This is a genomic window from bacterium (genome assembly GCA_035945995.1).
In the GTDB taxonomy this organism is placed as follows: domain Bacteria; phylum Sysuimicrobiota; class Sysuimicrobiia; order Sysuimicrobiales; family Segetimicrobiaceae; genus DASSJF01.
The window spans coordinates 1-17285 of record DASYZR010000133.1; the positions used below are offsets into that span (position 1 = coordinate 1).

Annotated in this window: 13 protein-coding genes; 1 reads left to right on the plus strand and 12 read right to left on the minus strand. The window is 69.7% G+C overall.

The features are described 5' to 3' along the window. From VGZ23_15150 to VGZ23_15195, 10 genes are all read right to left on the minus strand, one after another. The coding region (locus VGZ23_15150; GenBank protein ID HEV2358928.1) for an OmpH family outer membrane protein at positions 1 to 436 on the minus strand (436 nt) is incomplete at its 3' end. A 25-nt stretch (positions 437 to 461) separates the two neighbouring features. Beyond that, positions 462 to 2495 (minus strand): POTRA domain-containing protein, encoded by a 2034-nt coding sequence (locus VGZ23_15155; GenBank protein ID HEV2358929.1) that lies wholly within the window; start codon positions 2493 to 2495, stop codon positions 462 to 464. 62 nt (positions 2496 to 2557) lie between these two features. Beyond that, positions 2558 to 3082, minus strand: a complete 525-nt coding sequence (locus tag VGZ23_15160; protein HEV2358930.1) for a hypothetical protein — start codon at positions 3080 to 3082, stop codon at positions 2558 to 2560. 2 nt (positions 3083 to 3084) lie between these two features. Continuing rightward, positions 3085 to 3717 (minus strand): sigma-70 family RNA polymerase sigma factor, encoded by a 633-nt coding sequence (locus VGZ23_15165; GenBank protein HEV2358931.1) that lies wholly within the window; start codon positions 3715 to 3717, stop codon positions 3085 to 3087. 63 nt (positions 3718 to 3780) lie between these two features. Further along, complete coding sequence (locus VGZ23_15170; GenBank protein HEV2358932.1) at positions 3781 to 8205, minus strand: translocation/assembly module TamB domain-containing protein; 4425 nt, start codon at positions 8203 to 8205, stop codon at positions 3781 to 3783. A 5-nt stretch (positions 8206 to 8210) separates the two neighbouring features. After that, positions 8211 to 10031: a SpoIVB peptidase S55 domain-containing protein gene (locus tag VGZ23_15175; protein ID HEV2358933.1), complete on the minus strand. Its 1821-nt coding sequence runs from the start codon at positions 10029 to 10031 to the stop codon at positions 8211 to 8213. Positions 10032 to 10041: 10 nt separating this feature from the next. Then, a complete protein-coding gene (locus VGZ23_15180; GenBank protein HEV2358934.1) occupies positions 10042 to 11862 on the minus strand; it encodes a hypothetical protein in 1821 nt (606 codons plus the stop codon). A gap of 119 nt (positions 11863 to 11981) precedes the next feature. After that, positions 11982 to 12293 carry a hypothetical protein gene (locus VGZ23_15185; GenBank protein HEV2358935.1) on the minus strand — a complete coding sequence of 104 codons (312 nt, stop codon included), beginning with the start codon at positions 12291 to 12293 and terminating at the stop codon, positions 11982 to 11984. 786 nt (positions 12294 to 13079) lie between these two features. Beyond that, positions 13080 to 14486: a cyclase family protein gene (locus tag VGZ23_15190; protein HEV2358936.1), complete on the minus strand. Its 1407-nt coding sequence runs from the start codon at positions 14484 to 14486 to the stop codon at positions 13080 to 13082. 19 nt (positions 14487 to 14505) lie between these two features. After that, entirely contained in the window at positions 14506 to 15018 is a 513-nt protein-coding gene (locus VGZ23_15195) for a thiamine pyrophosphate-binding protein (protein HEV2358937.1), read from the minus strand. A 217-nt stretch (positions 15019 to 15235) separates the two neighbouring features. Here VGZ23_15195 and VGZ23_15200 point away from each other — a divergent pair, with 217 nt between their 5' ends. Further along, complete coding sequence (locus VGZ23_15200) at positions 15236 to 15556, plus strand: hypothetical protein (protein ID HEV2358938.1); 321 nt, start codon at positions 15236 to 15238, stop codon at positions 15554 to 15556. 52 nt (positions 15557 to 15608) lie between these two features. On the opposite strand, the gene wecB is transcribed toward VGZ23_15200, so the two are convergent. Both wecB and VGZ23_15210 read right to left on the minus strand, forming a co-directional pair. Further along, entirely contained in the window at positions 15609 to 16769 is a 1161-nt protein-coding gene (gene wecB, locus VGZ23_15205; GenBank protein HEV2358939.1) for a UDP-N-acetylglucosamine 2-epimerase (non-hydrolyzing), read from the minus strand. Then, positions 16766 to 17285, minus strand: a 520-nt coding sequence (locus VGZ23_15210; protein HEV2358940.1) for a hypothetical protein, incomplete at its 5' end; no start/stop codon positions are given. The genes VGZ23_15210 and wecB, both read right to left, overlap by 4 nt.

Below are 17285 nucleotides of genomic sequence, written 5' to 3' on the forward strand. Positions count from 1 at the left end.
CCTTGATCACCTGGTCGGTGAGGTCGACCCCGCCGTAGAGCACGACGTCGCGCGTCAGCACCACGCTGACGCCCTGCTGCTTTGCCACCTTGTCGACCGCGGCACGGATGTCTTTGTCGAGCCCGCCGAGCAACTCGGCGCGCTTCTTGAAGATCTGCCCGTCGACCTGGCGCTGCAGGTCCTGCCGCTGCGTCGCGGACATCGCCTTCATCTTCTGCTGCGCGTCCGCGATCTGCGCCTGCGCGTAGTCGCGCAGCGCCGCTTCGGCGCTGGCGCGGCCGGGGTGCGCGCCCAGCGCCCGCGCCATGTCGACGTAGCCGATCGTCGCCGATTGCCCGAAGGCCGGACCCGAGCGCGCCGCGAAGACTCCCGCCGCGGCCAGCACCACGATGACCGCGATCGCGATCCCGAGCGTCCTCGTGTTCCACCGCATCATGACGGTCAACTCCTCCCCTGTCGTCTCAGAACGTCACGCCTGTGGAGATCCAGAGCTGGTTCCCCTCAGGGCTGAACCCGTAGTCGAGGCGAAACGGCCCGAAGCCGGTCTTGACGCCGATGCCGATCCCGTAATCCGTCTTCAGATTCAAGCTGAAGCCGGTGCCGAACGGCTCCGTGTCGCCCGCGTCGGCGAAGAGGATGGTCGTGATGCCCTTCAGGCTGTGCAAGTACGGCAGGTCGCTCAGCGGGAAGTGATACTCGCCGGTCAGGAGCACCGTCTGGTCTCCGCGGAACCGCCCCGCCGCGTAGCCGCGCAGCGTGTTCTGGCCACCGAGGTAGTACTGCTCCTGGATCGGCAGCGGGCCGCTCGCGGCGCCGACGTGCACGTGGCCCACGAACGTGGACCCCGGTCCCGCCGGGAAGAAGCGCGCGTAGTCGATCTCGTACTTCTGGAAGTTGAAGTTGCCGCCGATCGCCGTGAAGGCCGACTCGAGTTGCAGCGTCACGTGTTCGCCGGACGTCGGGTCCAGCCGATCGTCGCGGGTGTCTTTGACCGCCCCCAACAGCACGGCGTTGACCAGGCCGGGCGTGAACGTAAACCCGGCCGGCGGCGCGGTGCCCTGGCTCGGCGACGCGAACGTCGTGCTCACGGACTTGATCCCGTAGGTAACGGCGTAGACCGGCGTCGGGCCGGGGCTGAGCGGCTGCGTGAAGATGATGCTGCCGCCCGTCTGGTACATGTTGTAACTGAACGAATTGGCGAGCCCCAGCGAGTAGTCGGTGGGGATCGAGGTGATGTTGAACCCCTCGAAGTCCGCCGCGATCCGCGTCCCGAGGAAATACGGCTCCCGGAACGTGATGCTGTACCCGCCGCCGTTCAACGCGCTGCTGCTGTACTGGGCGATGAGCGTCTGACCGTTTCCGCCGAAGTTGATGTCACGGTAGGACAGGATTCCCTCCAGGCCGGTCACGGTCGAGTACCCGGCCCCGAAGCCCACGGATCCGGTCTTCTGCTCGGTCACGACGATGGTCACATCCACGGTATCGGGGGTCGTGCCCGGCCCCGGCTGCGCCTTCACATCCGAAAAGTACTGCAGCTGGAAGAGCCGCTTCAGGCTGGCGTTGACGGCGTTGGCGTTGAAGACGTCCCCCGGCTTGAACTGCAGTTCGCGCCGCACCACGTAATCCTTCGTCTTGACCAGCCCCTGAATCTTGACGGCCTCGATGCGGCCTTCGGCCAGCGTGATCGTCAGCACGCCCTGGTCGCTCACGGCCACGTCCGACACGCGGGCCAGGATGTAGCCGCGGTCCTGGTACAGTTTCTCGACGGCGCGGGCGCCCTCACGAACCGACACGGTGTTGAGGACCTGACCGGTCTGGACGCCGAGGGCCTTCGTGATGTCCGGCGTGGCGACGACCGTGTTGCCGTTGATGACGATGGAGCTGACCACCGGGTTCTCGACGACGACGAAGACGACGCGGACGCCCTCCGGCAACGGCTCCACCCGCACGACCGCGTCCGCGAACAGGCCGGTCCCGAGGATCGCCTGGACGTCGTTGCGGAGTTTGTCTTCGTTGAGCGGATCGTTCGCCTTGGTCGAGACGACCCCCAGCACCTGATCGGTTGGGACGTGCACGTTGCCCTGCACGACGACCTCCACCACGCGCTGGGGCGGGACGTTCTGCGGCGGAACGCCGGGTTGCGGCACGAACGGCGACGGCGCGGCCGGAGGTAGTACGGGAGCCGACGGAGGGGCGGTCGGCGTCACGGGCTGGACGGGTGTGGTCGGCGTGACGGGCTGGGCGGGGGCGGTCGGCGTGACAGGCTGGGCGGGGGTGGTCGGTGTGACAGGCTGGGCGGGTGCGGGCTGGGCGGGCTGCGGGGGGGGAGCGGTCGGCGTCTGGGCCCGCAGGAGCGCCGGCGGCGCCGAGAATCCGGCCAGCGCGGAGCCGATCCAGAACCCGCCCAGCACGGGCCCTGCGATGGCGACCGCGCACACCGCCGCTGCGAGCGCGCGCACTCGTCCCTGTTTCCTGTGCTCGTTGGGTGCGGTCACACCGACCTCCGTCTCGGAATATCCGGCGCGGTCCCGCCCCTCGTCGGGGCGTGCCCGTCCGCTTAGAACGTCGGCGAAGGCGTCCTGAGATCCACGGGCACGGCAAGTTGCAGTGAGCCGCCGGACGGCCCGGTTGCGCGGTCCTGCCCTTGACCAGCCATCAAGAATTGCCCTGAGTCGAGCCGCACGAAGGTCCGGTCGGCCCCGTTACCGGGCGGCGCCGGCGCTTCGTGGGCGATGACGGTCCCATGCGGCGCACCCCCCCCTGTCAGGGCCAAGGCGCGGATCGACGTGTACGCCGCCCCGGCGGCCAGGACCGCCGCCGCGGCAATGGCCGCCGCGGCGCGCCGGCCTGCCCCCCTGCCCCCCATCGGGGGAGCGAGGGGGCCTGCCCCCCGGCCCCGCAGGCGGAGGGACGAGGGGCCTTCCTCGAGGCCGGCCTCGCGCGCATGCCGGATCTCCGCCTCGGCCAGCATCAGCCGCAGCACCGCCGCGTGCCCGTCGCCACTCCGCCAATCCCGGCGGGCCCGCCGGAGCCACTCCTCGGCGTGGAAGACGTGACGGAGCAGTGGGTCGACTCCCGTCATCCCTACTCGCTCGCCCCGGAGGGCTGGAACGGTGCGGGCATCAGCGTGTCCCGGATCCTCCGCAGCGCCTGCTGCTGGAGCCGGTAGAAGTGCGACAGACTGATTTTCAGTTCGCCGGCGATCCGGCTCGGTTCCTCCGCGGCCAGAAACGCACCCCGGAGGATGCGGCGCTCACGCGCCGGCAGTCCGTCGATCGCCGACACGATTTGACGCACGAGCACGCCGTCTTCGACCGACGCCAGGGCGTCGGCGGCCGCGGGGTCGGGAATGCGGGCGAACGACTCGCTCGTGTCCTCGAGGTCCGCCGTTCGGCCGCGCTCGCGGCGCAGCGCGTTGAGGATCCGCCCGCGGATCCGATAGGTCGCGAACGTGCTGAACCGGACCCCGCGATCCGGATCGAACCGCTCCACCGCCTGGATCAACCCGACGGTGCCCTCCTGGATCATGTCCATCAGGAGGGCCTCGCGGAGGCGGAGCTGCATGGCGACCTTGAACACCAGGGGCTGATAGGCCTCGATCAGGCGGGCCCGGCTCCGGAGGTCGCCGCGCCGCTTATAGGCGCGCCAAAGGCGGCCCTCGACGGCGGGGACCAGGAGTTCAACATTGTGCAGTTCACGCAGGTATTCGGTCAGCACGCGCACCGCTCCATGCTTACAATATCCACCCCACGATGCCGCAGTTCTCCACGGGCCCCGGCCTCAGAACGGGAATCGGGTCAGAAGGAAGAAGCCGTTGTCGCCAAGGGTGTCCACGTTCCACGAGACGGACACGCTCGGGCTGATCAGGTATTCCACCCCGAGGACCGTGTAGGATTGCCCCGCCAGCGCCGGCCGGCTGAACGTCCCGGGCACGAGTGTGGCCTGCGACCCCGGCGCCGACTGTGCGAACACTTCCGTCAGCGTGAGGTAGAATTTTGCCGCCACGAATTTTCCGATCCGCAGCGTGATCGGGCTCTGGCTGCCGTAGGAGACGGAGAGCTCGTCGAGGTGCAACGCCCGCTGGATCGACGACGTGACCGAGCCGAGCAGCAGGTGGCCGATCTCGCTCCCGGCGAGCCCCGTCGGCGTGCCCGACTCCCCCGTCGCCCCAAACACCAGGGCCAGGATGTCGGATTGGCTCATCGGCGGCTCCGAACTCCACACCACGGACGGGTTCGGCAGCAGCCCCGCGACGTCCAGGAAGATCCGGGTGTCCCCGATCTGGCCCTGCAGCCTCGCGCTCACGAGGGGCACGAGGCCGAGCCCCTCGGAAAACGTCGCGCTCCCCTCCACCACCGTAAACGGCGTGCCGAACAGGTTCACGCTGCCGCTGTCGGATCTGACCTGACCCGACAGCTTCGGCTGCGCGAGCGTCCCGCCCGCGTGAACCCGGCCGGCGAGGGCGAGCTCCACCGCCCCCTCCCCGTAATACACGTCGCCGCCGGTGGCCACCGAAACATCGAGGCCGATCGGCGGCAGCGACGCGGCCGCCGCCGTCGCGCCCGGCAAGGCCCCGGTATAGGTGATCCGGCCGCCGGAGGGGGTCACCGCCCCGGAGAGCACCGGTGCCTGGGCGGGCCCCGTCAACGCCAAGTTGGCGTCCACGATGCCGGTGTAGACCCCCGGCATGTCGATATTCAACCGGCGCGCCGCGAGCGCCAAGTCGAGCGTCTGCGGCCGAAATTCGCTGACGGCCACGCTGCCGTGAATTGCCAGATGGCCGCCCCCCACGTCGGCGGAGACGTCGCCCACCTCGATACGGTCGCGGGAGAACGTGATGTCCGCGGCGATGTTCTCGACCGGAGTCCGTAGCGGCGCCCAGTGCAGCCGGCCGCCGGCGGTACGGACAAATCCGCTCATCGTCGGGTCGGCGACCGTGCCGCCGATCGCGACCTCGCCTGCCACGGTGCCGGCGGCGTCCCGGATCGCCGGCGTCAGCAGGCTGAGGAAGCTCAAGTCCGCGTCCTGGAGGTGCAGGCGGAGATGCAGCGGGCCGTTCGGATCGAGCGCGAGCCGTCCGGGCTCGGCGGGCAACGTCCCCTCGACGATCAGCCGGTGCTCGCCCTTCGCGATCATGCCGTCCTGGATCGTGATCGTGCCGCCCTTGTAGTAGGCCAGCGCGGCGACCCGGTCCACCGTCACCCCGGGCACCCCCGCGTTCGTCGCCTCGAGCGAGAGGCCTGCGGTGGGATTGTTCGAGGGCCCGGTCCACTGGATCGCAAAATCGAGGCTGCCCACGACCGGCTGTTTGAGGTGGAACAGCGGGACGAAGATCGCCGGATCGAGATCGTGGGCGGAGATTTCCACCGCGCTGGTTCCGCCGAGCCGGACCTGCCCCCGCGCCACAATCGCGCCGCGGCCGGGATCCAATTCGAACTGGCGAATGTCGACGGCACCGTGGCTCAGCACGAGATCCGCAGTCCCCGTGCCCGCCGGGACGCCGCCGATGCGCCCCTGGCTGAGCGCGAGCGTCACGCGGGCCGACGGATCGGTCAACGGACCCGAGAACGCGACGTCGCCGTCGATGACGCCGTCGATCGGCGCCGGCAACCGCAGCCCCGCGGCATCCGCGAGCGTCGCGATCTGTCCATGCGTCACGTGGAGGTCCAGGTCGACGACGGGGCGCCCCGTCCACGACACGCTGCCCGAGAGACTGTAACTCGCGTCCTTCTGCACCAAATCGAGGGGGGCCAGTCGCACCTGTCCGTTCCGGTAATCCACGCTCCCGGACGCCGAGAACGCCTGCCCCTGCATCCACAGGTCGGGTGACACGAGCCGCCCCTGGATCTCGGGATCGCCGATCGTTCCCGTGACGCGGCCGTCCAAGGTGACGGTCCCGTACGGGATCATGCCGAAGCGCGAGAGAAACGACACGTCGGCAAGCCGGATCCGGTCGGCCTGGACGCTCAGATTGAGGGGGCCTCTGGGGTCCACCGTGCCGGAGGCGTGGAGGCGGGAGCCGTTAGACCGGGCGTCGAGCCGCGTCACCGCAATGACGCCGGCCGCGCCCTCTGCGAGGTCGGCGTCCGCTTCGTCAACGCGCTGCCCGAGCACACTGCCCCGCGCGAGCGCAACCTGTCCGCTGATGGACGGCCGGCCGAGAGGACCATCGACGCGAACCCGGCCGGACAGAGTCCCGGTCACGTCACGGATCCCCACGGTCTCGCGGAGGAACGTCCGCGCCGGCACCCCGTCTGCTTCGATCACGAGGCCGCGGGCGGCCGGCGGATGGAGTCCCACGGCTCCGCGCACCCCATAGTGGGCTCCGCCGTCGAGGAGATCCAGGTGAGTGGTCGAGAGCGCCTGGGACGTGACGCTGAGGGCACCCCCGGCGTAGGTGTAGGGGAGCGGTCCGAGCCGGCCGTCCCAGGCCGCCACGTCGCCGGACAAGGTTGGCGCCGCGAAGCTCCCGCCGATGTGACCGTCGAATTCGCCGGTTCCCGCAAGGTCCGATGACCCGAGCCCGGTCCGTGAGGCGACCTCGCCGAGCGGCACGCCGTGCCCTTCGGCCGCGAGGTCCAGAGCGCCGTCCGGCCTGACCCCGCCCGATGCGTAGACGGTCCCGGACCCGGCCTGCGCCCGCAGATAGTCGAGCGCCAGCGATCCGTTGTCGTCCCAGAAGGACACGCGCAGGGCGTCAAACGTCTGACCCCGGGCCGCGCCACGGCCGAGCGACAGATCACCCAGGAGCCGCATGCGCCCGCCGGCGCTGACTCCGGTGACGGCTCCCGAGCCCCGGCCGGTCAGCCCGTCGATCGCCTGGAACCCGGCCCGGGGCAGCACCGCCGCGTCGACGTTGTCGGCCGTCACGTCAAATGCGTAGGAGGGCTGCGCGGCGGCGAGATCGATCACCGCGTCGCCCGCCACGCGCCCGTCGCCCACCGCCGCCGCGACGTCTTGCAGAGAGAGCAGGCCGACGCTGTAGGCAAACCGCGTCGTGAGCCCGGAAAACTCCTGGCGGTTGAACCGGCCGTCGGCGGCCAGGACGGTCCCGGAGAACGACAGAGCGCTGAGCGGGCCGGAGATCCACATGTCGCCGGTGGCCCGGCCGACCAGACTCAGGCCGGTGCCGGGGAAGAACAGGGCGCGGGCACGGGCCAGATCGAGGCGCTGAGACCGCACGACGAGATCCAGCCACGGGACGCCGGCATACGCCACGTCACCGCGCACCCAGACCGGCGAATCCCCCGCAACCAGGGTCAGCCCATCCGAGGAGACGTCGCCGGACGACACCTGCATCGTGCCCCGCAGGTGGTGCAGCGGCATCGCGGCCGGGCGGTAGAGCGCTTCTGTGTCGTCGAGCCGGATCGTGCCCGTGTAGTCGATCCCGACGCCGGCCGGCGAGGTCTCCGCGTACAGGTGCACGGTTCCGGAGAAGGCTCCGTCCAGCCACCGCAGCGCGCCGAGCCGCACCAGATACCCGCCCCAATGCCGCACCGAGCCCCGCGCCACGGTGAGGTCCACGGCGTACCGGCCGTTCGCCGGCGTGATCCGGCCGCGCGCCGTCGCCTGTTCGCCGTCGGTGCTGCGGCCGCCGAGGGCCAGGTCCACCCGGCCGGCGGGGTCGGTGACGATCGTTCCGTCCACGCCCTCGAACCGGGTGACGAAGGGCGGCGACTCCACGCCCCACGAGTCGGCGTAGGCGATCACGCCGCCGCGCACGACGACGCGTCCGTGGAAGGTGGGACCGAGCGGCCCCTGGGTGTGCTCGAGGAGGTCGGCGAGGTTCCAGTTGCCGCGGCCGTCCCGCACGATCTCCACGTGCGGTGTTGCGAGTTCCGCCCTCGTGATGCTGGCCATCACGTCCCCGGGACGGCGCGCGAGATTCCAAAGCGAGAACGTCAGGTGGACGCGGTCCACCGAGAACGTCACGCCGCGGCTGAAGCCGCCGCGCTCGGCGATGACGAGGTCCCGCAGGTCGATCCCGTTGACGACATCGCCGCCGACCGAACCCAGCGCCACCGCCCGCCCAAGCGACCGGCTCAACCGGGACACGATCGCCTGGCGCACTGCGTGCGCCACCCAGCCGGTCGAGATGAGACCGGCCCAGGCCACGGACGCGACGACGACGGCCGCCGCCGCGGCGACGGCAAGGCGCCGGATCGTCCGAAGACGCGGCGCCGGATCACGCTCGCGTGGAGCCAAGGGCGTTAGTGCGTCCCTCCCTTGATGACGATCGGCAGCTGAACGCGGCCGCGCATCACCCACGACGTCGTCCACTGGGTGGCGGGCTTCGCGGGCGCGTCCCCCGGGCCCGCCCGGGGCGGCACGCCGCCCATCAACTCGACGACGACATCGGTGTTCTTCGCATCGGTCTCGAACGCGCGGATGGCCTCCTCGAGCGTCTTCGGGCCGGTGCCCTGGCCGCCCCCCGCGGACGCGATCAGTGCCGCGAGACCGCCCCCACCGCCGGGAAGACCGGCTCCGCCGGCGTGCACGACGAGCATCGCCGGCCCCGGGACGGCGTTTGCCGGGATCGTCAAGGCGACCTCGTGCGTCTCGAGCGCGGCCCGGAACGGTCGGACCGTCACGCGCACATGCACGGTCCCACCGGGCGGCACGGGATCGTGCGGCGCCTCGGCTTCGACGATCGTGGCGGTGTGCTCCGCGGAGGTGACGTGTACGTCGAGTGAGACGCCGGTCGGCTCGAGGTCGCGGAAGTCGTTGTCAAACAGGAGGTTCATCGCCCGCGGCACCTCGGCCAGGGCGCGGGCGGCGATTCCCGCGGCGCCGTAGAACATGTTGTCGCGGACGACGGGCCGCGGCAGCCCCCGGCCGTACAGCGTCATGCGCACGGTGGCGGTGCCCTGCCCGCTGCGGTTGAGCGCCCGCTCGATGGCGCCCTGCGAGCCGATCGGGACGACAAGCGGCGCGAGCTCGGTGCTCGGAATCACCTGGAAGTTGAAGGTCCGGTCCAGCCCGGCGTCGTCGTCGACGACGCGTACGCGCACGCCGAACATTCTCGGCAAGGTGCCGATCGTGCCCGCGATGCCGGCCGGGCGGTCCTGCGACACGATGCCGACCGGCGCGCCCACCGCCCCGACCTTGATGTTCTGCTGTTGCCCGCGGATGACCTGAATGATGGTCGCGTTCATCAGGAGATAACTGGCCGGGCCGATGCCCGTGAATGGATGGCCAAACGCCAGGATGCGGTTGCCGTCGCGGTACGTCAACGTCCCGATGGCGTAGGCTCCGATGTCACCCTGCAGCAACGCCACACCGATCGCGCTGCCCGGTCCGAGCGGCAGTGATGCGGGCAGGCCGGCGCGGGCGCCGCCGGCGACCGGCGCCAGCCCCATGGGCAGGAGCGCCTGCGCGAGCGACGCGAGGCCGGTCCCGCTCAGGCCCGAGACAAACAGCGGCGTCTCCGCCGGGACCGCAACGAGCGTGTCGGACGGGACCCCGCCCCGCGGGTCCGCAAGCAGGACCCGCCGGATCGTCCGGCCGCCGATCGGCGTCGGGGTGAGCGCGTAGACGCCCGGACCCGGCGGGCGGCGGCCCGATGGAGCCGGGCGCGGGAGGATGCGGAACATGTCGTCGATCGGCGTGAAGAGCCCGACCATCGGATCGGACGATTGAAACGTGTACGCCAGCGCCCCGGCGAGTTTGCCGCGCAGGTAGATGGGACTCCCGCTCATCCCGGCCGCGATGCCGCCGACGCTCTGAATCGCCGTACCGGACGCCCGGAACAGCACGAGATCGCCCGCGGGACCGGCGTTGTGCAGCACGCCCAGGACCTTGACGTCGAAGTCGACCACCGCGGTGCCGGCGATGACGGTCTTGCCGATCCCGGTCATCCCGGCGGCGATCTCGCCGGCCGGCATGACGGCGGGGGCCGCCGCCCCCGGCACCGGCACCATCCCGGCCGCCAGCGCCGCGGCGGCGAGGAGCGCGGTGACGCCCCCACGGGGGGCCCGTCCCGCCGGACGGCCGGCGTGCAGCGCGCGGGTCTGCTTCGCGGGTGCGGTCACGTGACTCTCCCTATTTGACCGTCATCGGAATCTGGAACCGGCCCAAGACCACCCAGTCGGTCTCGATGATCGTACCGGCGGGCGATTCGAAGCTCGGGTTCGCGTTGGCCCCGACCGCCGTCAACACGGCCTCGGGCACCAGCTGAATCATCAGGTCGGTGTTCTTGCCGTCGTTTTCGAACTCGTCGATCGCGGTCTCGAGCGACTCGGCGCCGGTAGGAGTCCCCTCGAGCCCAACCAGCGTTTGGAACGTGTCCTGCGGCGAGGGCGAATTGTTATTGTTGAGGGCGCCGGAGGTGCCGATCAGCAGGAACGCCGGCCCTTCCGGAAAGTCGTGGGGCACGGTGAAGCCGATCGTCTTGGTGCGCGGCTCGCCGCCGCCGTAGGGACGGATGGTGACCTCGACCTGCATGCGCTCGCCGGCGTGGACGGTCCGGACGTCCGGCCGCGCGCTCACGAGCAGCGCCGTATTGGCTTTCGACGTCACCGCGATGTCGACGGTCATGTCGATCGGATCCAGATCCTTGAAGAAGTTCCCGAAGAGCAGCTGCGTCGCCGCGGGCACGTCAAGCGCCGTCGCCGTCGCGATATCGCCGATGTCGTAGGCGAGATCCTCCCGCACGATCGGATTGTCGGCGCCGCGGGCGCGCAGCGTGATGCGCACCGAGGCGGACCCGCCGGCCACCCGGTCGAGTCCGCGCTGGATGAGGCTCAAGGCGGCGGTCGGGATGAGGCTCTCGGCCAGATCCGGCCGCCGCACGACCTGCGCGCCGAAGGTGTGGGTCAGGCCGGTGTCCAGGTCCCGGGTATTGACGCGGATCCCGAACGTGCGCGGAAATCGCCCCAGCACGCCGCCGACGCCGACGGTGCGATCCTGCGTCAGCGCGCCGGCGAGTGGGCCGAAGCTCCCCTCCTTAAATGGAAAGTCGAGGGAGCGCACGACCGTGTCGATCCAGGCGGTCGTCAGAAACAGGGAGGCGGTGCCCGCGTTCAACAGCGGGTGTCCGAACCCCAGCACCATGTTGCCGCGCCGGTACGTCGCGGTGCCGATGGCGCCCACCTCGACGTCCCCGCGCACCAATTCGACGCCGAGCGAGGCACCGGGTTCGATCGGCGGGGCGGTGAAGGTCCGTCGCCCGGCGTAGCTTTGCTGGGGCACCAGGTTGAACCTCCGGAACGTGCGCTCGAGGACCCGCATGGCCGCCGGGGTCACGCCCGCGGCGGTCATCGGCACGGCGACCGGCGCGACCGCGGCGGTCCCGGCCGGGGCGTGCGCGTTATAGGCGGCCGCCTCGGCCGTGGATCCCACGACGACGATGCGCCGGACTGGACCGCGCGGCGTCACGATCGGCACGGCGCTCCGATACTCGCGCGGCCGCAGTACCTGGACGGCCGGCGTCCCGAGCATCTTGAGCATTTGTTCGATCGGCGTGGCGAGGCTGAGGTCGGCGTCGGGACCCGGGAAGTGATAGCCGTAGGACAGCGCCCCGGCCAGCCGCCCGTTGAGGTAGATCGGGCTGCCGCTCATGCCCGACGCGGTTCCGCCGGCCTGCGCGATCGTCGGACCACCGGCGCGGAACAAGATGAGATCGGTGTCCGGCGCGCCCCGCAGCACCCCGAGCACGTTGACGTCGAACCGCTGAATGGTGGTGCCGTGGATGACGGTGAGACCGTACCCGTGCATGCCGGGATGCACGGCGGCGAGCGGCAATACGGATTGTGGATCGGCGCCGGCCGGGGGCAGGGCGGACACGGCCACGCCGAACGCGATGGCGGCGACGGCTGCGACCGCACGCACCCTGCTGCGCACGCTGCACACGGCGTGACCCAAACGTCCCCCTCCCGTCTGTCGCACGGGCGCGGCGCGGCCCTACAAACAATACGAGGGGGTAGGCCCCCCTCGCCACACGCCCCGGGCGTTCTAGCTCAACGCCGTACTTCCAGGCCCGCTTACTGGGCCTCGATCACAGCCACCGCATCGCCGATGTTCACGAAGTCGCCAACGCGCACCATCACCTGGATGATCTTGCCGTTGGCCGTGGCGCGGGCAGCCGGGATCGCACTCCCGGTTGAGGTGCGGACGAACACGAGCGTATCGCCGAGCTTGACCGATTGGCCCACGGCGACGAGTTCTAGCGGCAGCACCTGACCGGAAATGCCCGAGCGAACCACGACGTTGGCGGCATTCTGCGCCGAACCGACGGTCCCGGCCAGTACTAACGCCACGAGCACGATCCCCGCGACACCGGTCACCCGGCGCATGCCCACACCACCTCTCAGCCGCCCCATTATAGGCGCGGCCGGCTTTGACTGTCAAACGTGGAGGCGCCTCGGGAGGTTCCCGGCCCGTCGCGCCGGGCGCCGGGACGCCTTGTCTGTCGACGAGATTCGGCGGTGACCTTCGCGGGGTTTCTGCGTGATCCCGCTCTACGCTCCCGCGTCTCCGCCGGACCCAGGCGAGCCCCATCGAAGACCACGCAATCGCGACATGACCATCTGGAGGAGCCCTCGCAGAACCCGGATCGCCGCCATGTCTCGACCTCCGCATAGGCGAACCCTCCCTCCCTGAGTCACCACAGGGTGGCAGGGACCTAAGGTATTCAGAGCCGTTGGCCGTATACCTGCGGCGAAGGAGAGCATCACTCAACACGGAGTCATGCGCAAAACGATCGTCCGGCAACAGGGTCGATCGACAACACAAGTGCATGTGAGGAGATCGAGTGATAGAAAACCCTGTGAGCCGGGTACGCAACGATTGGGGGCCCGGGGGTCAGGCATGTCTCGGATCAAGTCGCGTCACGAACGGCGGGACACGTCTCCCGCGGGCGGGTGGAACCGCGCTCAGTTCGAAGCGTCACTCAACAGGTTGCGCTCGTTAGGGCTCTCCCCTCGCGCCGTCGAGCATTTTCGACGGCTTGCGCGTGAGACGGGGCGGCTCCCTCATGAACTCGTACTCGAAATCGTCGAAGAAGCAGCCTCCCATCCGAGTGAGGCTGTACGATTTGCCCTGTACTCCCACGCTGGGCGGACCGGCGGAATCTAATCACGCTACGCGGGCACAAGGGCGAGAACCCGGACCGGGCTCCCGCTTCCGTCGACGATCTTCAGCGGGGCCGCGATCACCACCGCTCCGGTGACCGGGACCTGATCCAGATTGCACAGGCTCGTCAGTCCGAACTTCCCGGCGCCGTGCATGATCGTGTGGTTGGGAAAGGGTGGATCGAACGTTCCGGCCTGGCCGGCGTCGGTCCCGACTGTCTCGACGCCGACTCCGAGGATATCCCGCTCTCTCGCGAGGAGCTCGGACGCCGCTTTGTGGAGGCCGGGGGCATGCGGGCCGTCCTGCCCCACGTTGAGAAACTCTTGGGGATCGCGACGGCTGCTCCAGCCCGTGCGTATCAGCACCCACGACGCCGCGGGAATCCGCCCGTGACGTCCCTCCCATGCCGCAATGTGTTCAGGCGTCACCAGGAAGTCCTGATTCCGGGCGACTTCGCCCGCCACATCGATCACCACGGCCGGGCCGACAAAGCGGTGGGCCGGGATCGTATCGCAGGCGTTGCCGGGGAGATCCTTCCCCGTGACCCAGTGAACTGGCGCATCGAAGTGCGTGCCGGTGTGCTCACCCAGGTGGATGGTGTTCCAATACCAGGCGGGTCCGCGTGCATCGTACCGAGAAATCACTTCACGGGAAAACGCGGGGGACGGCGCGAAGATGGGCGGTAGTCCGATCACCGGCGTCTCTGGTCCAAGCGGCTGTGTCAGGTCCACAATCCGGATCTGCCCTCCCCTGAGCTCCTGAACCAACTGCGTCAACACGCTCGCCATTCCCCTGCTCCTTCCCCACCGGTTCGCGGCTTCGCCGCACCGCCGATCTCCCTGACCGGCGCGCAGATTCCTCAAGTGGCGCTGGAATTGAAAGCGATTCTCGAGCATGGGCAGATCGGTCAAGAACGACGGGGGCCCCTTCGCCTCCACCTTGGCCACAAGGGTTGTCAGTTCATTCGCCCGCAGGGCATCTTCGAACGCGGTGGTGAACCCGGCGACCGTGCGCACGGTCGACGTACGAGGGATACCGGCGGCCGCGGCCATCCCGGCGATGTCCGTCCCGGTGGCGGTCGCCGTGGGAAACCCGCCGACCGAGAGGAGGCTCTCGTTGTCGAACACGACGTGGACGAGGTTGCGCGGGCGATAGCGGGCCATCGTCGTGAGGGCGCCGAGATTCATCAGGATCGAGCCGTCCCCGTCGAGCACGACCACCTGCAATTCCGGGCGAAGCAGCGAAACGCCGAGGCCCATGGAGGAAGCCAGCCCCATGGAATGGAGAAGGTAGAAAAATCCCGGCCGGTGCCCAAGGGATTGCAACTCCGCCGAAACGGCTCCCATGATCGTGACGACGATGCACCGTTCCAGGCTCGGGTAGATCGCGCGCAACGCGTCGATGCGAAGCATCATGCCTCCCCCGGCCAGGCCGTCATTCTTCCCACATCAGGTCCCGGCACAGCAGGAGCGCAACAGGTTTGAGCGAGGACTCCGCCAGCGTCTGCGCCTTCTTGATCCGGCGTGTCACGTGGGTCGGCTCTTCCAATCGTTCGTACGGGATGTCGAGGGCCCGCAGCACAGGTTCGGTCACCCCGCCACCTTCTGTCTGCCACGGATCGGGCTCGCCCAACTCGCCCCGGTAACTGATCAGCATCAAGAGCGGAATCCGGTAGAGACGCGCCAATGAAACGATGCCGTTCACGCTCTGGAGGAAGCCGTGGTTCTGCAGCAGCATCGCCGACTTCGCTCCGGCCAGATGCGCGCCCGCGGAGATGCCGACTCCTTCCTCCTCTTTGGCGAGACGGACGAGGATCATCTGCGGGTCATCTTCCGCCATCCGGATGAGGTGCACGAGCCAGGTCTCAGGAAGGGCGGAGACCAGCCGGATTCCACACGCCTTCAACGCGTCGTAAATCAATTGAGAATTCTTTACGGAAACCGGCATACCCGCCTCGACGTCTTCATGGTCCACCCCTCGGAAGGAACCGCGGCGCCGAGGCCCCTCCAGACCGACTTCGCGGAGCATATCGCATCATCGGTAAACCTCCTGATAATTTCGCTACCCGCCAACTACCCCCTTGGGTAGTGGCTTATCGATCGCGCATCGCGTAACGTCGGTGGTGGGTGAATGCCAGACGATACGGTCTTGAGGAGCCACCACGATGAGCGTCATCGCGAGAGCGGTTGCGAGCGGGTCCGAGACAAACGGGCATGGACCGTTGGTGGCGGCTACGCCGGCCAGCGCGCTCGCCATGGCAGAACTGGGGATCGCCGAACTGCTCGACAGTCTGTACGCGAACGGGCTGACCGCGAGTTGGTCGGGTCAGGACATCGCGATCCTGGAGGCTGCCCACGAAGCCGTCAGCGCCGCCCACCGGCGATTTCAGGCGCTCCGAGCCGGCCGTGAGCACGACGTAGGCCTCTGGACGGCGCGACTCCAGGCCGCCGCACGCCACCTCAGTGAGGCCGCCCTCGGGCTGTAGGTTCCAAGCGCGGTAACCCCAGGCAAATATCGCAGGTTCATCGGGTCGACCGTCAAACCTGGAATTCCTCGGGACGGTTCCGCGCGAATCCGAAGTGGTGCCGAAGCGCGCCCACGATCCGCTCGGCCGCGTGGCCGTCGCCGTAGGGGTTGCGGGCCCGGCTCATCCGCGCATACGCGCCGGCATCGGTCAGCAGCTCTCGTGACGCGGCGACGATCCGCGACTCGTCCGTGCCGACGAGCCGCGCCGTGCCGGCCGCGATCCCTTCCGGACGCTCGGTCGTCTCCCGCAGCACCAGGACCGGCCGTCCGAGCGCCGGCGCTTCCTCTTGAATCCCGCCGGAGTCCGTCAGGATCAGCGTCGCGGACTTCATCACGGCGACCACCGTCGTGTAGTCGAAGGGCGCGAACAGGTGCGCGCGCGGGTGGCCGCCGAGGATCTCCTGGGCGGGGTGCGCGACGACCGGGTTCGGGTGCACCGGGAAGATCAGCGCGAGATCCTCGAACTCGTCCAAGAGCCGCCGCGTCGCGGTAAAGATGCGGCGCTGCGGCTCGCCCCAGTTCTCGCGCCGGTGCGTCGTCATCAGCAGGCGCCGCCCCGGCGCCTCCAGCAGCCCGCGCAGCCCCGGATCCGCGGGCGGGACCCCGCGCCGCGCCACGTCCAGCAGCGCGTCGATCACGGTATTGCCGGTCACGAGAATCCGCTCCGGCGGCGTGCCCTCCCGCTCGAGATTGGCGCGGGCCGTCGCCGTCGGCGGGAAGTGCAGATCCGCGAGTGATGACACCATGCGCCGGTACATCTCCTCGGGGAAGGGCTGGTACTTGTCCGCGGTGCGCAGCCCGGCCTCGACGTGGGCCACGGGGATCTGGCGGTAGAATGCCGCGAGCGCCCCAAAGAAGCAGGGCGCGGCGTCGCCCTGCACCACCACCAGGTCGGGCGCGATTCGCGGCAGCAGCTCGTCGATCCGGGCGAGAGTGCGGACCGAGATGTCGGCGAGCGACTGCCGGTCGGTCATGATGTCGAGATCGTAATCGGGACGGAGATCGAAGACCTCGAGGACCTGATCCAACATGTCGCGGTGCTGGGCGGTCGCGAGCACGACCGGAGCAAACTCGGACGGGCGGCCCGCCAGCGCCCGCACGACGGGTGCCATCTTCACGGCGTCCGGCCGCGTCCCAAGCACCGCGAGCACCGTCCGGGCGGACGGGCTCACTGGTCCGCGCTGGCGGCGTTCGCTCCGGCGCCCGCGGCCGAGGCGTCGAGAGCCGAGCCGGCCGCGGGGGCCGCGACGACGGGACCGGCGGCGGCCGCCGGCTGCGGGACGCCCCCCGCAGGGAGGATGCCCTCGTCCGTGGCGGGCGCGAGCAGCCCCGTCTTCCGCGCGCCGATCACGAGAGCCGCCAGCAGCAGGCCGAGGATCGCGATGACCGGGAACCGGCCGACGCCGCTCAGCATGAGCGCGCCCGCGCTCAGAATGCCGGTGACGAGATAGAGCACGAACACGGTCTGACGCGGCGTCAGCCCCCGCGCCAGCAGCCGGTGGTGCAGGTGCTGCGTATCGGCTTCGAAGATCGGCCGGCGGTTGCGCCACCGCCGCACGATGGCGAACGCCGTGTCCGTCACCGGAACGCCGAGCGCCGCGAGCGCGACCAGCAGCGATAGCGCCGTGTAGCTCTTGTACGTCCCGAGCACGGACAGGGCCCCGAGCAGATACCCGAGCAGCATCGAG